The sequence below is a fragment of the Salmonella sp. SJTUF15581 genome, from assembly GCF_043356775.1.
Lineage (GTDB): Bacteria > Pseudomonadota > Gammaproteobacteria > Enterobacterales > Enterobacteriaceae > Salmonella > Salmonella enterica.
This window is the reverse complement of the sequence record NZ_JBEUJY010000003.1, coordinates 305,832-326,297: the sequence shown is the minus strand read 5'-3', so window position 1 is coordinate 326,297 and position 20,466 is coordinate 305,832. Positions and strand designations below refer to the sequence as shown.

The following is a 20,466-nucleotide window of genomic DNA, read 5'->3' as shown; positions in this document are numbered from 1 at the left end:
TAGCACTTTTTCCGGGGGCGATGCCATGCAGTGTCATTTTTAAGTACCTCCCTGGAGTTATTGCAGTTTAAAAATAGGGCTATTTAGTAGCGGAACCGTTTCAATATTGATTTGACGCAAAAAAGTTATCGATTTTGCTGTTAGTTTCCTCGCGAAGTTATACACGCATCCTGGGCTGAGGTTTTGCTGCAGTTCGAAGGAGGCGTGCATCCGTGGAAAAAAGAGGAAAGCAATGGACGTCAGCCGCAGACAATTTTTTAAAATCTGCGCGGGCGGTATGGCGGGAACAACGGTGGCCGCACTGGGTTTTACCCCTAAAATGGCCCTGGCTCAGGCGCGAAACTATAAGCTGTTGCGCGCAAAAGAGATCCGTAACTCCTGCACATACTGTTCCGTAGGTTGCGGGCTATTAATGTATAGCCTGGGAGATGGGGCAAAAAACGCGAAAGAAGCGATTTACCATATTGAAGGCGACCCGGATCATCCGGTAAGCCGTGGCGCGCTGTGCCCGAAAGGGGCCGGTTTGCTGGACTATGTTCACAGTGAAGATCGCCTACGCTATCCGGAATACCGCGCGCCGGGTTCCGACAAGTGGCAGCGCATTAGCTGGGATGACGCTTTCACTCGTATTGCTAAATTAATGAAAGCCGACCGCGACGCCAACTTTATTGAAAAGAACGAGCAGGGCGTCACGGTTAACCGCTGGCTCTCTACCGGAATGCTGTGCGCCTCGGCGGCCAGCAATGAAACGGGGATGCTGACGCAGAAGTTTGCGCGTTCTCTCGGTATGCTGGCGGTAGATAACCAGGCGCGCGTCTGACACGGACCAACGGTAGCAAGTCTTGCTCCAACATTTGGTCGCGGTGCGATGACCAACCACTGGGTGGATATTAAAAACGCCAACGTCGTGATGGTGATGGGCGGCAATGCCGCAGAAGCGCATCCGGTGGGTTTCCGCTGGGCGATGGAAGCGAAAAACAATAACGATGCGACGCTGATTGTCGTTGATCCACGCTTTACGCGTACGGCGTCGGTGGCGGATATCTATGCGCCAATACGTTCCGGTACAGACATTACCTTTCTGTCCGGCGTTTTGCTGTACCTGATCGAAAATAACAAAATCAACGCTGAATACGTTAAGCATTACACCAACGCCAGCCTGCTGGTGCGGGATGATTTTGCCTTTGATGACGGTCTTTTCAGCGGCTATGACGCCCAAAAGCGTCAGTACGATAAATCCTCCTGGAACTACCAGTTCGATGAAAACGGCTATGCCAAACGTGATGAAACGTTGACGCACCCACGCTGTGTGTGGAATCTGCTGAAGCAGCACGTTTCGCGCTACACGCCGGACGTCGTGGAAAACATCTGCGGTACGCCGAAAGCGGATTTCCTGAAGGTGTGTGAGGTGTTGGCCTCTACCAGCGCGCCGGATCGCACTACCACCTTCCTGTATGCGCTGGGCTGGACGCAACATACCGTCGGGGCGCAGAACATCCGTACTATGGCGATGATCCAGTTGCTGCTCGGCAATATGGGGATGGCTGGCGGCGGTGTGAACGCCTTGCGCGGCCACTCTAATATTCAGGGCTTAACGGATTTAGGACTGCTCTCCACCAGCCTGCCGGGCTACCTGACGCTGCCATCGGAAAAACAGGCCGATCTGCAAACTTATCTGGCAGCGAATACCCCCAAAGCGACGCTGGCCGATCAGGTCAACTACTGGGGTAATTATCCTAAGTTCTTCGTCAGCCTGATGAAATCTTTCTATGGCGATGCGGCGCAGAAAGAGAATGACTGGGGCTTTGCCTGGCTGCCTAAGTGGGATCAGTCCTATGACGTGATCAAATATTTCAACATGATGGATAGCGGGAAAGTCACCGGCTATTTCTGTCAGGGCTTTAACCCGGTGGCGTCCTTCCCGGACAAAAACAAAGTGGTGCAAAGCTTAAGCAAACTGAAGTATCTGGTCGTTATCGATCCGCTGGTGACTGAAACGTCAACGTTCTGGCAGAACCACGGCGAATCTAATGATGTCGATCCGACAACGATTCAGACCGAAGTCTTCCGTCTGCCGTCTACCTGTTTTGCGGAAGAGGATGGCTCTATCGCTAACTCCGGTCGCTGGTTACAGTGGCACTGGAAAGGTCAGGACGCGCCGGGCGAAGCGCGTAACGACGGCGAGATTCTGGCCGGTATTTACCATCGTCTGCGTGAAATGTATCGCGCAGAAGGCGGTAAAGGCGCCGAACCACTATTGAAGATGAGCTGGAACTACAAGCAGCCGGATGAACCGCATTCGGAAGAAGTAGCGAAAGAGAACAACGGCTATGCGCTGGAAGATCTCTATGACGCCAACGGTACACTGCTTGCCAGGAAAGGCCAGTTGTTGAGCAGCTTTGCATTACTGCGCGATGACGGTACGACATCCTCCTCCTGCTGGATTTATACCGGTAGCTGGACGGAGCAGGGCAACCAGATGTCCAGACGCGATAACGCCGACCCGTCAGGGCTTGGCAATACACTGGGTTGGGCGTGGGCGTGGCCGCTAAACCGTCGCGTATTGTATAACCGCGCTTCGGCGGACCCGCAGGGTAAACCGTGGGATCCAAAACGGATGCTGATCCAGTGGAACGGCGCGAAGTGGACAGGGAACGATATTCCGGACTTTAACAACGCGGCGCCGGGGAGCGGGACCAATCCGTTTATCATGCAGCCGGAAGGGCTGGGACGTCTGTTTGCTATTGATAAAATGGCGGAAGGGCCGTTCCCTGAACACTACGAGCCGATGGAAACGCCGCTGGGCACTAACCCACTGCACCCGAATGTGATCTCGAACCCGGCGGCGCGTCTGTATGAAGAAGATGCGCTGCGCATGGGTAAGAAGGAGCAGTTTCCGTACGTGGGCACGACTTACCGCCTCACAGAGCATTTCCATACCTGGACCAAACATGCGCTACTTAACGCTATCGCTCAGCCTGAACAGTTTGTGGAGATCAGTGAGACGCTGGCGGCAGCGAAAGGTATTGCTAACGGCGACTATGTGAAGGTGAGCAGTAAACGCGGGTTTATTCGCGCGGTCGCGGTGGTAACTCGTCGTCTTCGCACCCTGCATGTCAACGGTCAGCAGGTTGAAACGGTGGGGATCCCGATTCACTGGGGCTTTGAGGGTGTCGCGCGCAAAGGCTATATCGCCAATACTCTGACGCCAAATGTCGGTGATGCCAACTCGCAAACGCCGGAATACAAAGCGTTTTTAGTTAACATCGAGAAGGCGTAAGGGAGGCGAACATATGTCTATGGAAACGCAGGACATTATTAAACGGTCCGCAACAAACGCCATCACGCCGCCTCCGCAGGCGCGTGATTACAAAGCCGAAGTCGCGAAACTGATCGACGTCTCCTCCTGTGTCGGCTGTAAAGCCTGCCAGGTAGCCTGTTCTGAATGGAACGATATTCGCGATAACGTTGGCCATTGTGTCGGGGTGTACGATAACCCTGCCGATCTCAGCGCCAAGTCCTGGACGGTGATGCGCTTTACCGAAACCGAGCAGAACGGCAAGCTGGAGTGGCTGATTCGTAAAGATGGTTGTATGCACTGTGAAGATCCAGGCTGTCTTAAAGCCTGTCCATCTGCCGGGGCTATCATCCAGTACGCGAACGGGATTGTTGATTTTCAATCTGAACACTGTATCGGCTGTGGTTACTGTATCGCCGGGTGTCCGTTTAATATTCCGCGCCTCAACAAAGAGGACAACCGCGTTTATAAATGTACGCTCTGCGTCGATCGCGTCAGCGTGGGCCAGGAACCGGCCTGCGTCAAAACTTGTCCGACCGGGGCTATTCACTTCGGCACCAAAAAAGAGATGCTGGAACTGGGTGAGCAACGCGTGGAGAAGTTAAAAGCGCGCGGCTTTGAACATGCCGGTATCTACAACCCGCAGGGCGTCGGCGGTACGCACGTCATGTATGTGCTGCACCATGCCAATCAGCCGGAGTTGTACCACGGCTTGCCGAAAGATCCGCAGATCGATACCTCAATCAATCTGTGGAAAGGGGCGCTAAAACCGCTGGCCGCAGCGGGCTTTATCGCCACTTTCGCCGGTCTGATTTACCACTACATCGGTATTGGCCCGAATAAAGAAACGGACGACGATGAGGAGGATCATCATGAGTAAGTCGAAAATGATTGTGCGCACGAAATTTGTCGACCGCGCCTGTCACTGGACGGTGGTGATCTGCTTCTTCCTGGTAGCGCTGTCGGGGATTTCGTTTTTCTTCCCGACGCTACAATGGTTGACGCAAACTTTCGGCACGCCGCAGATGGGACGTATTTTGCACCCGTTCTTCGGTATTGCCATCTTCATCGCGCTGATGTTTATGTTCGTGCGTTTCGTCCACCACAACATCCCGGATAAAAAAGACATTCCGTGGCTGAAAAATATTGTCGAAGTATTGAAAGGCAATGAGCATAAGGTGGCGGATGTCGGCAAATACAATGCCGGACAGAAGATGATGTTCTGGTCCATTATGAGCATGATTTTTGTGCTGCTGGTGACTGGCGTGATTATCTGGCGTCCGTATTTCGCGCAGTATTTCCCCATGCAGGTGGTGCGTTATAGCCTGTTAATTCATGCGGCGGCGGGCATTATTTTAATGCACGCGATCCTCATCCATATGTATATGGCGTTTTGGGTGAAAGGCTCGATTAAAGGCATGATCGAAGGGAAGGTCAGCCGTCGCTGGGCGAAGAAACATCATCCACGCTGGTATCGTGAAATCGAGAAGGCGGAAGCAAAAAAAGAGAGCGAAAAAGGTATTCAGTAATTCTTTCGCGATCTGATAAACAAGGCGCTATCCTCGTAGCGCCTTGTTTTCATCTGCTGTCTGTATACTCAGACGACCGCAGCAAATCGTTTAACGACGGAAATCGATGACCATACGGCCACGAATTTGCCCTTGTTCCATCTCTTTAAAAATAACGTTGATATCTTCAAGCGGACGTAAAGCGACTTTTGGCACGACTTTTCCTTCCGCCGCGAACTGGAAGGCTTCGGTCAGATCCTGGCGTGTCCCCACCAACGAACCGACAACCTGAATGCCATCCAGCACCAGGCGAGGGATATCAAGGTTCATGGCTTCTGGCGGCAGTCCGACTGCCACCACGCGGCCTCCGGCGCGAACGGCATCTACTGCGGAATTAAACGCCGCCTTAGCGACCGCGGTAACCACCGCTGCGTGCGCGCCACCGGTTTTTTCCTGCACAATTTTAGCCGCATCTTCCGTACGTGAATTAATGGTCAGATCTGCGCCCATTTCCTCGGCCAGTTTCAGTTGTCCATCATTGACATCAATGGCGATCACTTTCGCATTGAAAACGTTTTTCGCGTACTGCAAGGCCAGATTACCCAGACCGCCCAGACCGTAGATGGCAATCCACTGGCCAGGTTTAATATGAGAAATCTTCACCGCTTTATACGTGGTAACGCCCGCGCAGGTAATACTACTTGCCGCCGCAGAGTCCAGACCTTCCGGTACTTTCACCGCATAATCCGCGACGACAATACACTCTTCGGCCATGCCGCCATCTACCGTGTAACCGGCATTTTTCACGTTGCGGCATAAGGTTTCATTGCCCGTATTGCAATACTCACAGTGTCCGCATCCTTCATAAAACCACGCGACACTCGCGCGATCGCCGGGTTTCAGCGAGGTGACACCAGGACCGACTTCCGCCACGACGCCAATGCCTTCGTGTCCCAGAATGACGCCGGTTTTGTCACCGAAATCTCCGTTTTTCACGTGTAGATCGGTATGGCATACGCCGCAGCACTCCATTTTTAGCAAAGCTTCACCGTGGCGAAGGGGACGCAGCGTTTTCTCAGTAACATCAACCTGATGATCTTGTGTGACAACAGCAGCTTTCATAACCTTCTCCTTTTATTAATAGTGAACTGCATAGCAGGTAAGTAATAGCAGGTAAGGCGCTATTACCTCTTTAGGATTAATATTTCTGATGAGTTATGCAAGGCGGCAGAAATACAATGTAATAGTTTAGCCAGGATTATCCTGATAAATCCCCGTTCAATACATAAAGGTGGCTAATATTAGTAGCTTGACAAATAAGCAGGGAAAGGAATTCAGGTGTGTCGACAGACTCACCAAAACTAAAGAAGAAAGTGATATCCGGCGGCATTCACCGCCGGGTACGTATTAAATGGAAGTCCGACGGTAGTCGCGGTATTCCGGTTTCCAGAAGTTATCGTCAATCGCCTGTTGCAGCGCTTCCGCAGAGGTTTTCACCGCTACGCCTTGTTGCTGCGCCATTTTGCCTACGGCAAAAGCGATAGCGCGCGACACGACCTGGATGTCTTTAAGCGCTGGCAACACTAATCCTTCGCCGTTATTCACCAGCGGAGAATGTTTCGCCAGCGTCTCACTGGCTGACATCAGCATTTCATCAGTAATGCGCGATGCGCCGGAAGCGATAACCCCCAGACCGATGCCGGGGAAAATATAGGCGTTATTACATTGTGCGATCGGATAAACCTTATCTTTCCAGATGACCGGCGAGAATGGACTGCCGGTTGCCACCAGCGCGTTGCCTTCCGTCCAGGCGATAATGTCCTGTGGCGTGGCCTCCACGCGAGAGGTGGGATTAGAGAGCGGCATGACGATCGGGCGAGGGCAATGCTTATGCATCTCGCGGATGATCTCTTCAGTAAAGAGCCCGGTCTGGCCGGAAACCCCGATCAGAATATCCGGCTTCACGTTACGCACCACATCCAGCAGCGACAGCACGTCATTTTCGGTATCCCAGTGCTGGAGATTGTCGCATTTCTGCACCAGTTTTGCCTGGAACGGCAATAAATTTGGCATCCGGTCCGTCAACAGGCCGAAGCGATCGACCATAAAAACGTTCTGTCGGGCGGCATCTTCGCTTAAACCTTCACGCTGAGTCTGCGCGATGATTTGTTCAGCAATCCCACATCCGGCGGAACCCGCGCCGAGAAAAACGATTTTCTGCTCGCTAAGCTGACTGCCGGCAGCGCGGCTGGCGGCGATCAACGTACCGACGGTCACGGCTGCGGTGCCCTGAATATCATCGTTAAAGGAGCAAATCTCATCACGATAGCGCGTCAACAGCGGCATTGCGTTTTTCTGCGCGAAATCTTCAAACTGTAGCAGGATATCTGGCCAGCGCTGCTTAACGGCCTGAATAAACTCATCGACAAACGCATAATACTCATCGTCGGTAATGCGCGGATGACGCCAGCCCATGTAAAGCGGATCGTTGAGTAACTGTTGATTGTTGGTGCCGACATCCAGCACAACGGGAAGGGTATAGGCCGGACTAATGCCGCCGCAGGCGGTGTATAATGACAGCTTACCGATAGGGATCCCCATCCCGCCGATGCCCTGATCGCCAAGCCCCAGAATCCGTTCGCCATCCGTCACCACAATAACTTTAATGTTGTGGTTAGGCACATTCTGCAAAATGTCGTCCATGTTGTGACGATTCGGATAAGAGATAAACACGCCGCGTGCCCGGCGATAAATCTCAGAGAAGCGCTCACAGGCAGCGCCCACGGTCGGGGTATAGATAACCGGCATCATCTCTTCAAGATGGTTTTGCACCAGTCGATAAAAGAGCGTTTCGTTGGTATCCTGGATGTTACGCAGGTAAATATGCTTATCGATTTCTGTTTTAAACCCCTGATACTGGAGCCAGGCGCGTTCGGCCTGTTCTTCAATCGACTCGACGACCTCTGGCAGCAGCCCTGACAAATTGAAGTTGCGGCGCTCTTCTACGCTAAAAGCGCTGCCTTTGTTTAACAGGGGGAATTCCAGCAATACAGGGCCAGCGTAAGGGATATAAAGGGAACGTGCTTTCTTGGTTGTAGTTTCCATGTTACTCACTCTTTTTCGAATAACTGTCCCTGGCACCGTCGTTTATCATCATATATTGCCTTCCACCAGGGAACCGACCCTGAGTATAAAGCATTGTGAGACGTTAAGGTCATTCCTATAAACAAAAACACCATTGCAGATGCAATGGTGTTTAACGTCATTTCAGGACTGTACGATTACTTTTGGCTATCGGCGCGGCGCTTTCTGCCGGTTGGGTTATTCACCACGCTGCTGGTGTCGCCTTCAGTAACAACCTTACGCTGGTTGGAAATTCTGTAATCCAGTCCAAGTATATGACGAGCCTGACGGTTCGATTTCATGTTAACTCCTCAATCCTGTTGCTAGTTTTAAGGACAAATTCGCTTACGCGAAAGAAACGTAACCCCTAAGGTTGCCGATACAGCATAGCAGGTTTTACAGAGTCGGGTGCTGCCCGCTTACCACATAGTTGATGGTCTGCTGGTAGATGTCACTGAGGATGTCATTGTCGGAAGCCTCAACCCATTTGGTCAGCTCCATTAAAATATCATCTTCAGTGACAACGCCTAACTCCGCGCGTAATCCTTGCTCAATCGCGTTGACCAGGGCTGGTTGTGCTGCTGAGGTATTTGCTGAGTGATAAGTAAACATATAATGCCTCCGTGAACATGTATTTATTTAGTACGGCTCGCAGAAAATTAATTCGTATTCAGCATGGCAAATATTTTTGCGGCTGTGGTTAAGATTAGTCCTGGAGTTATTTTAACGCAAGGCGGAACTCTAATTGTTTACCCCAGAAGAAAATATATTACGTTTGCCAATTACATATCCTCATACAAATAGTGGTCAATTAATATACATTTAAAAGGCTAGTTATTGCGATTTTTATCCTTTATTACAACGAGATAAGACAAATCTTAATTTGAATGAAAATATACATAATGGAATACGCCTCCAGAAGAAAAAGTAAGGATAAAAGGAGGGATATATTCTTTAAAGAAAGTGAGGCCTGTTGGTTTAATATCCATCATTGAAAAAGTATACAACTATTTTCTATATCTGAAGTGCGGGTAATCGACAACATGCTATCTCCATCGGCATGGACAACGCAGATTAGCAGCATGGTCTATACTTTATTTTTTGAGCCAACAGGAGAGCAAAAATGACAATCCATAAGAAAGGTCAGGCACACTGGGAAGGCGACATCAAACGAGGTAAAGGCACTGTATCAACAGAAAGCGGCGTGCTTAATCAACAACCGTATGGATTCAATACCCGGTTCGAAGGCGCGCAGGGAACCAACCCGGAAGAGTTAATTGGCGCCGCACATGCGGCCTGTTTCTCCATGGCGCTATCACTCATGCTGGGAGAGGCTGGATTTACGCCGACATCCATTGACACCACCGCTGACGTATCGCTTGATAAGGTGGAGGCGGGCTTCGCCATTACCAAAATTGCGCTACAAAGCAAAGTCGCGGTAGCAGATATTGATGCTTCAACTTTCGATCAAATCATCCAGAAAGCAAAAGCCGGGTGCCCGGTATCGCAGGTTCTGAATGCGGAAATCACCCTCGACTACCAGCTTAACGCCTGATAACCTCTCCAGCCCGGTAACGATGGGTTGATCGGGCTGATGAATATACCTTCAGACGGAGGGCTCGCTCCCGGCTGCCGTATTTCTATCACCTCAACGTACCGTAGACCACGTCAGTGGCTATTGTCGTGGCCTACTTTTTCGCCCTAAAATCTGCTCGCCATGTTGCTTTATTCATCAAACATCAAAATCAGTCAACGTAAATATCAATAATAGCCATATCACGGAGGGTGATCTTTATTCCTGAGAGAGGAGGGGTATTATTTTCTGTGTTCTACATTAACGGGTTAACGCGCAGATGTAGAGGTTATTTATATAATTATTGGAGCAACAACAATGAATAAATTCTCCCTTGCTACAGCAGGTATTATCGTGGCAGCGCTGGTAACCAGTGTTAGCGTGAATGCGGCAACAGATACTACTAAAACAAACGTTACGCCTAAAGGTATGAGCTGCCAGGAGTTTGTTGACCTCAATCCGCAGACGATGGCGCCAGTCGCTTTCTGGGTGCTGAATGAAGATGAAGATTTTAAAGGCGGGGACTACGTTGATTTCCAGGAAACTGAGACGACAGCAGTGCCGCTGGCCGTTGAGCTTTGTAAGAAAAACCCGCAGAGTGAATTAAGCAAAATAAAAGACGAAATCAAGAAAGAACTCTCAAAATAAGAGTAAACTGATGTCAAAACCCGGCCTGTGTGTCGGGTTTTACTATTTGTGACGCCGTCACAAATAACATCTTCCATTTCTTCTACCAATCACGTGGTATTGCACTATTTTCATTAGAGCCCTTTCACTACATGGAGACCTAATGAAAATTTTACCGCTGGCACTCTTTATCATTCCTTTTCTGGCCGGATGTGGCGCCAATAATACGCCGCCGCAAACGCCTATTCCCGGGGAAAAAACCTCTGCCAAATTACGTACCCTGGAAACAGGCGCGGCGGCCATTCAATCCAGACCACCTGTCGATGCCATCAGTACCTACCTTGACGGGTTCCATTTTTATAGCGGTGATAAAAACGGACAGATGGAAGCGCACCATTACGTTACCGTCCTGAACGAAGATGTCATGCAGGCGGTGATTTACGACGGCAATACGAAAAACGCGCGCCTGATGGGGGTGGAGTACATTATCAGCGAACGTTTATTTAAAACGCTTCCTCCCGAGGAGAAAAAACTGTGGCACAGCCACCAGTACGAGGTGAAATCCGGTAGCCTGGTGGCGCCTGGCTTACCGCAGGTCGCTGATAAAGCGTTGATGAGTAAGATTGTTAATACTTATGGCAAGACCTGGCACACCTGGCATACCGACCGGGATAAAACCCTGCCAATGGGTATCCCTGCGCTGATGATGGGCTTTACTGGCGACGGGCAGCTTGACCCCGCGCTGCTGGCCGATCGGGATCGCCGTCTGGGAATTGATACCCAGGCCATTAAACGCGAGCGGCAGGATCTGCCTGAACATCCCGTTGTTAAAGGGGCTAACGCCTGGGAGCAGGGAGAGGTTATCCAGCTACAGCGTGTTCAGGGCTCTGGCGAACACGGGCGAGGCGATACCGCGCACTTCGGTACATCTGAGCAATCCCGACAATAATTCCACGGTTTTACACGCAGATACGAAAAAGAATGCCTGTTAAGTGACAGTGTCACGTAAAGATTAGCCCCATAGTCTATGCTTGTTCTTCGGATGTTGTAGAGGTTATGGGTTAAACGGAGCGACAAATGAGTTCAAAAATTTTTTGCAAAAGCTGGGGGGCTGAATATATCGCCGCTGATGTTGTCCGCTTTCGTCTTTGGGCCACCGGTCAGCAAAAGGTTATTCTCAGGCTTGCGGGTAAAGACCAGGAAATGCAGGCGAGCGGTGACGGCTGGTTTACGCTGGACGTCTCCGGGGTGACGCCAGGTACGGAGTATAACTTTGTACTCAGCGATGGCATGGTGGTCCCCGATCCGGCTTCCCGCGCCCAAAAAACTGACGTCAACGGTCCGTCATATGTGGTTGATCCAGGCAGCTACGCGTGGCGCAACACCGGGTGGAAAGGTAGCCGTTGGGAGCAGGCCGTGGTGTACGAGATGCATACAGGCACGTTCACTCCGGAAGGCACCTTCCGCGCCGCAATAGCGAAGCTGCCTTATCTCGCTGAACTCGGCGTTACCGTTATTGAAGTGATGCCCGTTGCGCAATTTGGCGGCGAGCGTGGCTGGGGCTATGACGGCGTACTGCTTTACGCGCCGCATTCTGCCTATGGGACGCCGGATGATTTCAAGGCGTTTATTGACGCCGCGCATGGGTATGGTCTTTCCGTCGTCCTGGATATTGTGCTGAACCATTTCGGCCCGGAGGGAAATTATTTACCGCTATTGGCGCCGGCGTTTTTCCACAAAGAGCGCATGACGCCGTGGGGAAATGGTATCGCCTATGATGTCGACGCCGTGCGGCGCTATATCATCGAGGCGCCGTTATACTGGCTGACAGAATACCATCTCGACGGCTTACGCTTTGACGCTATCGATCAGATTGAGGACAGTAGCGCCAGGCATGTGCTGGTTGAAATCGCACAACGTATTCGGGAAGACATTACCGACAGACCCATTCATCTGACCACCGAAGATAGCCGCAATATTATTTCTCTGCATCCCCGAGATCAGGATGGCAATGCGCCGCTGTTTACCGCCGAATGGAATGACGATTTTCATAATGCCGTCCACGTTTTTGCGACCGGAGAGACCCAGGCCTACTACAACGATTTTGCTGATGCCCCGGAAAAACACCTCGCAAGAGCGCTGGCCGAAGGATTCGCTTATCAGGGAGAAATTTCACCACAAACCGGCGAACCTCGCGGCGTAAAAAGTACCGGACAACCCCCGGTCGCTTTTGTGGATTTTATTCAGAATCACGATCAGGTCGGTAACCGCGCCCAGGGCGACAGACTGATAACCCTGGCGGGTGCTGAACGAACAAAAGTATTGCTCGCCACGTTGCTGCTTTCACCGCATATTCCGCTGCTTTTTATGGGCGAAGAGTATGGCGAAAGCCGTCCTTTTCTTTTTTTTACCGATTTCCATGGGGATTTAGCCCGCGCCGTTCGTGAAGGTCGCGCAAAAGAGTTTGCCGATCATGCAGGGGAAAATGTTCCGGACCCGAATGCGCCAGAGACCTTTCAACGCTCAAAACTTAACTGGAAGCAACAGCACAGTGAAGAGGGTAAAGCGTGGCTGGCGTTTACCCGCGAACTACTGCTTTTGCGCCAGAAGCATATCGTGCCGCTGTTGTCCGCTGCCCGTGAGAGCTCAGGAACGGTATTGCAAACCGCGCCCGGGTTTATTGCCGTTAGCTGGCGTTTTCCGGGAGGAACACTGTCACTGGCGCTGAATATTAGCGCCACGACGGTATTGCTGCCCGATTTACCGGGTAAGACCCTCTTCGCCTGGCCGAATGAATCCACCGGGTCGCTTTCCCAACATTCTCTTATTGTCCGCTTAGCCCAGGGAGAGTCTGCATCATGATCCCAACTGCAACGTATCGTCTTCAGTTTCGCAATGGCATGACCTTCGACCGCGCTGCGGCGCTGGTGCCTTACCTTAAAAATCTGGGTATCAGCCATCTTTATGCCTCACCCATCTTTACCGCCACCAAAGCGTCAACGCATGGTTATGATGTCACCGATGCGAATGAGATTGAGCCCTCTATTGGCGGGCGCGAAGGATTTGAAAGACTGGTGGCCGAACTTAAAGCGCAAGGGCTGGGATTGATCATCGATATTGTGCCTAATCACATGGCCAGCTCGCTGGAAAACGCCTGGTGGCGCGACGTGCTTGAATATGGCAAGGAGAGCCGTTACGCGCGCCATTTCGATATTGACTGGTCGCGCCGACTGACGCTGCCTTTTTTAGGCGACACGTTTGACGCCGTGCTGGAAAACGGAGAAATTGCGATCAAGCCCGATCCCGCTACGGGTAAACCCGCGCTCGCCTATTATGATAACTATTATCCGCTTGCGCCGGCGACATGGCAGGGGCGCGAGGCCGAAATACTGGCGCTTACCGATAAAGCCGCTATTGCTGATTTGCATGAGCGCCAGCCGTGGAAATTAATGTCCTGGCGCGATGCCGCTCGCTCGCTTTCATATCGGCGTTTCTTTGAGGTCACAGGGCTGGTAGGAATGCGGGTGGAAGATAAAACCGTTTTCGACGATACACATCGGCTGATTCTGGAGCTGGTCAGAACGGGGGCGGTTGACGGTTTACGTATCGATCATATCGACGGCCTTGCCGATCCGAAAGCCTATCTTGCGCGTTTACGTCAGGAAGTGGGGCCGGCGTGCTATATCACCGTGGAAAAAATTCTCGCTAAAGGCGAGCAACTTCCTGATGACTGGCCAGTTTCCGGCACCACAGGCTATGAATTTATCGCCTCGCTGGCGGAGGTGCTGGTTGACGATGAGCAGATAGACAATCTGCGCCAGGCTTACGAGACCGTTAAAGGCGCGCCAGTGGATATGCGGGCGGAATTACGGGCGGCTAAATTGCTGATGGTCGATCGCAATTTCGAGGGGGAATTTACCCGGCTGCTCGCGCTTGCGCTGTCGATTGCCAGCGAGCTACAGATCGCACAGGAAGAGAGCGTCGTTCGGCAGGCGTTACGCGAGTTATTAATTGCCTTTCCCGTATATCGCACTTACGGCACGGCAGAAGCGCTACCGCCGACCGATATTTGCCTGTTACACCGTATTGTGGAACGGGTAAAGACGCTTGAAAACCCTCCGCAGCCAGAAGCGCTTACATTTCTGAGCCGTCTTCTTACCGGCGATGTTCCCACCTCCAGCCAGGAGGAGGCGACACAGTTTCGTGTTCGGTTCCAACAACTCACCGGTCCGCTGATGGCGAAATCGGTAGAGGATACGCTTTTCTTTCGTCAAAACATGGGACTGGCGTTAAATGAAGTCGGCGCCGAGCCCGTCACGCATCACTTCTCCATCGAACGCTTTCACCATGAGATGAAAACCCGACAGGCGCGACAGCCTGATGCGTTATCCGGTACGTCGACCCACGATACCAAGCGAGGCGAGGATGCGCGAGCACGCCTGTATACGCTTACCGAAGCGCCGGAGCAGTGGAGCGAATGCCTTGCCCGCTGGCGGCAGATGAACCAGACCCATGTCAAATTTTTAAATGATGGCACTGCGCCAAAATCGGCGGATACGTGGATGTTATATCAGGCGCTGACCGGCGTCTGGCCCCCGATGCTACAACCACAGGACGAAACAGGTTTAAACGCGCTGAAAATACGCTTTGAAGCCTTTGTGAAGAAAGCGCTACGCGAAGCGAAGCTACGTACCGATTGGGTGGACAGTAATGAGGCTTACGAAACGGCAATGCTTGATTACGCCCGTTATTTACTGGCGCCGGATAATCAGACATTTTTGCAGGATTTTTATCGTTCCTTGCAACCCTTCATCCGCGCAGGGCTGGTTAACAGCCTGACGCAGACCGTTATCAAATTAACCGCGCCGGGGGTACCTGATATCTATCAGGGGAGCGAGGCGTTAAATTTTAGTCTTGTCGATCCCGACAACCGCCGCGAACCGGATTTCGCCACGCTGGCGCAGCAGTTAGACCAACTAACGCCGGGAGTTTTCTCGCGCGAAGAGAGTTGGCTGAACGGGCAGGTGAATCAGTATGTCACCGCTGCATTACTGCGTTTGCGTCAGCAGAATCATGAGCTCTTCCGTTTTGGCGACTATATACCGCTGCGGGCTGTTGGTCAGCGTGCCGACAAGGTCATCGCTTACGCCAGAGTTAATCATGATGATGCGCTGATTGTTGTTGCGCCCCGACTGGTGTTCGCCGAATGTGACGGCTTATTGTCGCAATCGCATAGCGGTTTCTGGGCAGGAACCGACATTATTATACCCGGACAGCTTAATCAGCATCGTTATCGCAATGTGCTTACCCAGGAGAGGTTAATGCCTGGTGAACGCCTGTCGTTGGCCTCACACCAGGGCGGCGTACTGGTTTTAATGAGCGACTGAGTTTATGTGTTGATGTGCCGTGACAGGACAACGTTTACCGTGGGTGGAGAAAGAGAATGACAACAAACAAGGCTTTTGAAATCAGAGCAGGATACAGCCATACGCTTGGCGCAAATTATGACGGCGAAGGCGTGAATTTCGCTATTTTTTCCGCCCATGCGGAACGCGTCGAGCTTTGTCTTTACGATCCGAGCGGGGAGCATGAAATCGCTCGTCTGGAGTTACCGGAATATACCGACGAAATATGGCACGGCTATGTCCCGAAGTTGCAGCCCGGCGCGCTGTATGGGTACCGCGTTTACGGTCCTTATGACCCGGAAAATGGTCATCGTTTTAACCCCAATAAGCTGCTTATTGACCCTTATGCCCGTGAGCTGGTGGGCGATATTCAGTGGAACGATGCGCATTTCGCGTATCAATTACTTCATGACGATAAAGATTTGACCTTTGATGACCAGGATAGCGCGCCATTTACGCCTAAATGCCGGGTGATTGATCCGGATGAGGCTAACTGGGAGGATAGACAACGGCCCTCCATACCGTGGTCGAACGCCATTATTTATGAAACGCATGTAAAAGGCTTTACCCAGCTTAATTCCGCGATCCCTGAGCCTCTACGCGGTACGTTTGAGGGCATGGGGCATAAAGCCAGCGTGGATTACATTAAAAGTCTGGGGATTACCTCCGTCGAGCTTTTACCCGTTCACTGGTTCCCGGACGATCAGCATCTGCTCGATAAAGGACTGAAAAATTTCTGGGGATACAACTCGCTGGGCTTTTTTGCGCCGGCGACGCGCTACTATGGTCCAAAAGGTATTCAGGGATTCCGCGATATGGTGCGCGCTTTCCATGATGCCGGCATCGAAGTGATACTGGATGTGGTCTATAACCATACGGCAGAAGGGAATGAACTTGGTCCCACGCTGTCATTTAAAGGTATCGATAACTTCTCTTACTATCGCACCATGCCCGATCAGCATCGCTATTACATTAACGATACAGGGACAGGTAATACCGTCAATACCTCTCATCCACGGGTACTGCAAATGGTGATGGATTCCCTTCGCTATTGGGCGGAGTCAATGCATGTCGACGGCTTTCGTTTTGATTTGGGCACCATTCTTGGTCGTGAGCCGGAAGGCTTTGATCAGAGAGGCGGTTTTTTTGATGCGGTAACGCAAGACCCGGTGCTGGCAAAACTGAAACTGATTGGCGAACCCTGGGATATCGGACCGGGCGGCTATCAGGTTGGCGGCTTTCCACCAGGGTGGGGCGAATGGAATGATAAATACCGCGATACGGTACGCGAATACTGGAAAGGTGACAACGTCACAAATGATTTCGCCGCACGCCTGCTGGGTTCCGGCGATCTCTATGATTTGCGCGGCCGTCGCCCCTGGTCAAGCGTTAACTTTATTACTGCCCATGACGGCTTCACGCTGAACGATCTGGTGTCTTATAACGACAAACATAATGAAGCCAATGGCGAAGATAATAATGACGGGCATAATGATAACCGCTCCTGTAACTATGGCGCAGAAGGACCAACCGACGACGAAGGCATCAATGCGATACGCGAGCAACAGAAACGCAATTTCCTGACCACCTTGCTTTTCTCGCACGGCACGCCGATGTTATTAGCGGGCGATGAGTTTGGCCGCAGTCAGATGGGCAATAATAATGGCTACTGTCAGGACAGTGAAATATCGTGGGTCCACTGGGATAATTTGCCGGAAACCGCCAATGCGCTACGGGAGTTTACCCGTCATCTGATTCAACTGCGCGCCACGCAACCGTTGCTGCGCCGGGAGAGCTGGCGTGACGGTCTGGAGATCCGCTGGTTTAACGCCGGCGGAGGGGCGCAGCAATCCGAACAATGGGATGAGGGATCGACGATAGGCGTATGCATTAGTCGACCCGATCTACAGCCGGAAGCGGGGATCTGGCATGACGCCTTACTGCTTTTCAATCCGTTTGAAGGCAGCGTACCGTTCCGTATTCCGATGTGGGGAGAAGGCGGCTGGGTACTTGAACTGACGACTGCCGATAACGCGCAGAAGGGAATGCGGATTACCGAAGAAATGGATTTCGATCTGGCCGGGCGCAGCATCGTGTTATTCAGACGCCCCTGATAGTAAAACCGCGCTCCGGACCCAACCGGCCTTGATGGCCGGTTTTTTACTGGCGCTCAGGCGATATCATGCCGCAGAAATAACACCGTTGGCAGTTTACCGCCCGAAAAATTCATCCGCCTGTTGGTATTCCTTTGATTGTCTTCACCGATATTCGCTTCAGGCCGTCTATTGCCATTTCAAGGTAGGTACGTGGACATCCCAGATTTAAACGGATAAATCCGCTGCCCGCCGGGCCAAAGCCGCTGCCCATTGAAGGAGCAATACCCGCGACATCCGCCATTACCCATTTTAGCTGTTCGTCATCCAGTCCCAGTTTTTTACAATCCATCCATAATAAATAGGTTCCCTGCGCCGGGACAATTCTTGCCCAGGGAAGGTGCTCTGTCGCCTGTTCAACAAACCAGCGGCGGTTTTCCGCCAGGTAATCCAGTAGCGAATCCAGCCACTGTCTGCTTTCATTCCATGCGGTAGTCGCCGCCTGAACGGAGAGGGCGTTAAAGACGTCCAGCCCATGAGCGTCCAGACGAGACAGGAATCGCTGGCGAAGCGTAGGATCGGGAATGAGAAAATTAGAAATTCGCAACGACGATAAGCCAAACGTTTTGCTGGCCGCAGTGGCGGAGATGACCCGTTTATGCCAGCGCTCCCCTAAATGCAGTACCGAGGTAAAGGTTTCGCCGGGCAGCAATAGATCGGCCCATATTTCATCCGAGATGAGAGTGACATCATAAGCTTCACATAATAAAAGCAGTTGCTCCAGCTCGTTGGCCGACCAGCAACGCCCGGTTGGATTATGTGGATTACACAAAATCATCAGCGGAGGGCGCTCATGGCGAAACAGCCTTTCCAGTTGGCAAAAATCCATCTGGTAGCCGTCGTCCGGCGACTCGCTAAGAGGATTCTCCAGCAGTTTTCTACCATTAAGCGTGATTATTTTGGCGAAGGAGCCATAGTATGGTCCCTGTACCACTACGCCGTCGCCTGAATGCGTCAACATTTGCACCAAGAGCGCCAACCCTGGTACGACGCCTTCCACGCTGCATACCCATTCCTGTTTTAACGTAAGCTGGTGGCGTGACGAAAACCAGTGAAGCAGGGCGTTAAAATAGGCCTCATCACGTTCGCTATAGCCAAATACGCCGTGCTCGATTCGCTGATGCAATGCCGCCTGAACCTCAGGCGGGCAGGCAAAATCGAAATCAGAAACCCACATTGGCAGCAGTTTCCCAGCGCCGTCGCCAAAGTGACGCTCAATAAAATCCCACTTTACCGAACCAGTATTGTTGCGATTGATAATCTGGTTAAAATCCATCTTGTTTCCTTATTATTCCGTCACTGACGATTGCGGCGACTTTTCTGAGGCGGGGGCGGTTCTGGCAATACCAATTCCGCTAAAACCATAAATTAATGCGAAGAAGATTGCCGCATAGCACTGGATAGCCCAGGGCAGAAGATCAAGCGTGCTAACGCCCAGCGTGGTTGCCATGTAGACGCCAGCCGAGGTCCACGGCAGGAGAGGTTCGATAACGGTACCGGCATCTTCTATCGTCCGTGAAAGGTTTTTAGTATCCAGCCCCATACGACGATAGGCATCTTTAAACAGTTCGGCGGGAACTAACAATGCCAGTTTACCGTCGCTGGTCGCTCCTGTGACCAAAATTGTGGTGCCGATAGTGGCGGCAATGAGCTGACCAACGCTATGAATAATAGTCAGCAGCCGGTTAATGATGATCGTTAACGCGCCGGTTAACGTTAGCGCTCCGGCAAATGAAAAAGCGCAGAAAACTAACAGTATTGTTCCCATCATCGAGAACATTCCGCCCCGGTTTAGCAGGCGCGGAACATCGGCCACGACACCTTCAGCGCCTTGTGGGAACATGGCGATATCAAATCCATCAATGAAAGCGTCCAGTCCCTGTTTGATGCTCAGTCCCTGCATGATGACGCCGAGGAATAAGGCAAGTACGCAGGCGCTTAACATTAATGGGATGACAGGCTTCTTGCGAATTGCGCCCCACAGTACGATCACCGGCGGCAAAATAAGAACAATATTAAAATGGTATAGCGACTCCAGCGAGTGGATGATGTCCGTAACGCGCTGCGGCGTGGCCACCTCGCCCAGCATATTACTGTGTCCGGCGATAAGATAAACCACGGCGGCAAGCAGGAAACTTGGCAGGGTCGTCCAAAGTAAATGCTGAATATGCTCAAACAGAGTAGTGTCTGCGACAATCGCGGCAAAGTTAGTCGAGTCGGACAACGGTGAGATTTTGTCGCCGAAATAAGCGCCAGAAACGACGGCGCCAGCTGCTGCTGCAAGAGACACGTCCAGCCCGGCGGCAACCCCCATTAACGCAACGCCAACCGTCCCGGCGGATCCCCACGATGTACCGGTACAGACGGAGACCACGCTGGTTAAAAAGAAGGCTGCAATCAAAATATATTCCGGGCTTATGAGTTTTAGCCCCCAGTACACCATGTAGGGAATGGTGCCACTAAACATCCAGGTGCCAATCAAACCGCCCACGCAGATCAGGATCATGATAACCGGCATTGCTTTAGCCAGCTTATCCACCACTGAGTTGATGATGTCTTCCCAACAGTATCCTTGCCACCATGCAATGCCTGCCGCTACCGCCGCAGAGCACAGAAGGAGCGGTTCGATACGTAGCCCCATGATGCCGTAACCGATAATCAACAATAACAACATGGAGATGACTGGGATTAGCGCTAAACCCAATGACAGCGTTTTCTTCTTGTTTTGTGATGCACTCATAATGGAGCTCCGGTCAGTAAGGTAGCTCAAGGGTAGGGG

General features: G+C 51.8%; 15 protein-coding genes. 9 read left to right on the top strand and 6 right to left on the bottom strand.

From position 1 onward, the window contains the following. Window positions 1–232 precede the first annotated feature (232 nt). The 3 genes from fdnG to fdnI are packed head-to-tail and all read left to right on the top strand — an operon-like array spanning window position 233 to window position 4,827. On the top strand, window positions 233–3,280 hold the full coding sequence (fdnG, locus tag ABVN36_RS08470) for a formate dehydrogenase-N subunit alpha (RefSeq protein WP_077908602.1): 3,048 nt from the start codon (window positions 233–235) through the stop codon (window positions 3,278–3,280). A gap of 13 nt (window positions 3,281–3,293) precedes the next feature. Then, window positions 3,294–4,178 (top strand): formate dehydrogenase subunit beta, encoded by an 885-nt coding sequence (gene fdxH, locus ABVN36_RS08465; RefSeq protein ID WP_000061599.1) that lies wholly within the window; start codon window positions 3,294–3,296, stop codon window positions 4,176–4,178. Then, window positions 4,171–4,827 (top strand): formate dehydrogenase-N subunit gamma, encoded by a 657-nt coding sequence (gene fdnI / locus ABVN36_RS08460; RefSeq protein WP_000045658.1) that lies wholly within the window; start codon window positions 4,171–4,173, stop codon window positions 4,825–4,827. Before fdxH ends, fdnI begins: the two co-directional genes overlap by 8 nt. Window positions 4,828–4,917: 90 nt before the next feature. On the opposite strand, the gene adhP is transcribed toward fdnI, so the two are convergent. The 4 genes from adhP to bdm all read right to left on the bottom strand — a co-directional run bounded on the left by adhP (window position 4,918) and on the right by bdm (window position 8,541). Then, entirely contained in the window at window positions 4,918–5,928 is a 1,011-nt protein-coding gene (gene adhP / locus ABVN36_RS08455) for an alcohol dehydrogenase AdhP (protein WP_000642447.1), read from the bottom strand. Between the two features lie 285 nt (window positions 5,929–6,213). Then, complete coding sequence (locus ABVN36_RS08450; protein ID WP_000450511.1) at window positions 6,214–7,911, bottom strand: NAD-dependent malic enzyme; 1,698 nt, start codon at window positions 7,909–7,911, stop codon at window positions 6,214–6,216. A 176-nt stretch (window positions 7,912–8,087) separates the two neighbouring features. Next, the gene (sra, locus tag ABVN36_RS08445; RefSeq protein WP_000841559.1) at window positions 8,088–8,231 is read right to left on the bottom strand and encodes a stationary-phase-induced ribosome-associated protein; all 144 of its coding nucleotides are present in this window, start codon (window positions 8,229–8,231) and stop codon (window positions 8,088–8,090) included. Window positions 8,232–8,325: 94 nt separating this feature from the next. Beyond that, window positions 8,326–8,541 carry a biofilm-dependent modulation protein gene (gene bdm, locus ABVN36_RS08440; RefSeq protein WP_000495700.1) on the bottom strand — a complete coding sequence of 72 codons (216 nt, stop codon included), beginning with the start codon at window positions 8,539–8,541 and terminating at the stop codon, window positions 8,326–8,328. Between the two features lie 511 nt (window positions 8,542–9,052). Here bdm and ABVN36_RS08435 point away from each other — a divergent pair. From ABVN36_RS08435 to glgX, 6 genes are all read left to right on the top strand, one after another. After that, window positions 9,053–9,484: an OsmC family protein gene (locus ABVN36_RS08435; RefSeq protein WP_000152297.1), complete on the top strand. Its 432-nt coding sequence runs from the start codon at window positions 9,053–9,055 to the stop codon at window positions 9,482–9,484. Window positions 9,485–9,820: 336 nt separating this feature from the next. Beyond that, complete coding sequence (hdeB, locus tag ABVN36_RS08430; RefSeq protein ID WP_001032161.1) at window positions 9,821–10,150, top strand: acid-activated periplasmic chaperone HdeB; 330 nt, start codon at window positions 9,821–9,823, stop codon at window positions 10,148–10,150. Window positions 10,151–10,292: 142 nt separating this feature from the next. Continuing rightward, on the top strand, window positions 10,293–11,078 hold the full coding sequence (locus tag ABVN36_RS08425) for an OBAP family protein (protein ID WP_000698598.1): 786 nt from the start codon (window positions 10,293–10,295) through the stop codon (window positions 11,076–11,078). A gap of 128 nt (window positions 11,079–11,206) precedes the next feature. Further along, entirely contained in the window at window positions 11,207–12,991 is a 1,785-nt protein-coding gene (gene treZ, locus ABVN36_RS08420) for a malto-oligosyltrehalose trehalohydrolase (RefSeq protein ID WP_023138156.1), read from the top strand. Then, a complete protein-coding gene (gene treY / locus ABVN36_RS08415; protein ID WP_023138155.1) occupies window positions 12,988–15,516 on the top strand; it encodes a malto-oligosyltrehalose synthase in 2,529 nt (842 codons plus the stop codon). Before treZ ends, treY begins: the two co-directional genes overlap by 4 nt. 56 nt (window positions 15,517–15,572) lie before the next feature. Beyond that, window positions 15,573–17,648 carry a glycogen debranching protein GlgX gene (glgX, locus tag ABVN36_RS08410; protein ID WP_023138154.1) on the top strand — a complete coding sequence of 692 codons (2,076 nt, stop codon included), beginning with the start codon at window positions 15,573–15,575 and terminating at the stop codon, window positions 17,646–17,648. Between the two features lie 112 nt (window positions 17,649–17,760). On the opposite strand, the gene ABVN36_RS08405 is transcribed toward glgX, so the two are convergent. Both ABVN36_RS08405 and nhaC read right to left on the bottom strand, forming a co-directional pair. Continuing rightward, window positions 17,761–18,963 (bottom strand): MalY/PatB family protein, encoded by a 1,203-nt coding sequence (locus ABVN36_RS08405; protein WP_023138153.1) that lies wholly within the window; start codon window positions 18,961–18,963, stop codon window positions 17,761–17,763. A gap of 12 nt (window positions 18,964–18,975) precedes the next feature. Beyond that, window positions 18,976–20,427 (bottom strand): Na+/H+ antiporter NhaC, encoded by a 1,452-nt coding sequence (nhaC, locus tag ABVN36_RS08400; protein ID WP_001276629.1) that lies wholly within the window; start codon window positions 20,425–20,427, stop codon window positions 18,976–18,978. Window positions 20,428–20,466 lie beyond the last annotated feature (39 nt).

What these genes read in the sequence shown, in the direction of transcription:
- ABVN36_RS08405 (WP_023138153.1), bottom strand. Translation starts at nt 18,963, where the DNA reads ATGGATTTTAACCAGATTATCAATCGCAACAATACTGGTTCGGTAAAG.
- ABVN36_RS08450 (WP_000450511.1), bottom strand. Translation starts at nt 7,911, where the DNA reads ATGGAAACTACAACCAAGAAAGCACGTTCCCTTTATATCCCTTACGCT.
- hdeB (WP_001032161.1), top strand. Translation starts at nt 9,821, where the DNA reads ATGAATAAATTCTCCCTTGCTACAGCAGGTATTATCGTGGCAGCGCTG.
- bdm (WP_000495700.1), bottom strand. Translation starts at nt 8,541, where the DNA reads ATGTTTACTTATCACTCAGCAAATACCTCAGCAGCACAACCAGCCCTG.
- fdxH (WP_000061599.1), top strand. Translation starts at nt 3,294, where the DNA reads ATGTCTATGGAAACGCAGGACATTATTAAACGGTCCGCAACAAACGCC.
- ABVN36_RS08435 (WP_000152297.1), top strand. Translation starts at nt 9,053, where the DNA reads ATGACAATCCATAAGAAAGGTCAGGCACACTGGGAAGGCGACATCAAA.
- glgX (WP_023138154.1), top strand. Translation starts at nt 15,573, where the DNA reads ATGACAACAAACAAGGCTTTTGAAATCAGAGCAGGATACAGCCATACG.
- sra (WP_000841559.1), bottom strand. Translation starts at nt 8,231, where the DNA reads ATGAAATCGAACCGTCAGGCTCGTCATATACTTGGACTGGATTACAGA.
- fdnI (WP_000045658.1), top strand. Translation starts at nt 4,171, where the DNA reads ATGAGTAAGTCGAAAATGATTGTGCGCACGAAATTTGTCGACCGCGCC.
- nhaC (WP_001276629.1), bottom strand. Translation starts at nt 20,427, where the DNA reads ATGAGTGCATCACAAAACAAGAAGAAAACGCTGTCATTGGGTTTAGCG.
- adhP (WP_000642447.1), bottom strand. Translation starts at nt 5,928, where the DNA reads ATGAAAGCTGCTGTTGTCACACAAGATCATCAGGTTGATGTTACTGAG.
- treY (WP_023138155.1), top strand. Translation starts at nt 12,988, where the DNA reads ATGATCCCAACTGCAACGTATCGTCTTCAGTTTCGCAATGGCATGACC.
- treZ (WP_023138156.1), top strand. Translation starts at nt 11,207, where the DNA reads ATGAGTTCAAAAATTTTTTGCAAAAGCTGGGGGGCTGAATATATCGCC.
- ABVN36_RS08425 (WP_000698598.1), top strand. Translation starts at nt 10,293, where the DNA reads ATGAAAATTTTACCGCTGGCACTCTTTATCATTCCTTTTCTGGCCGGA.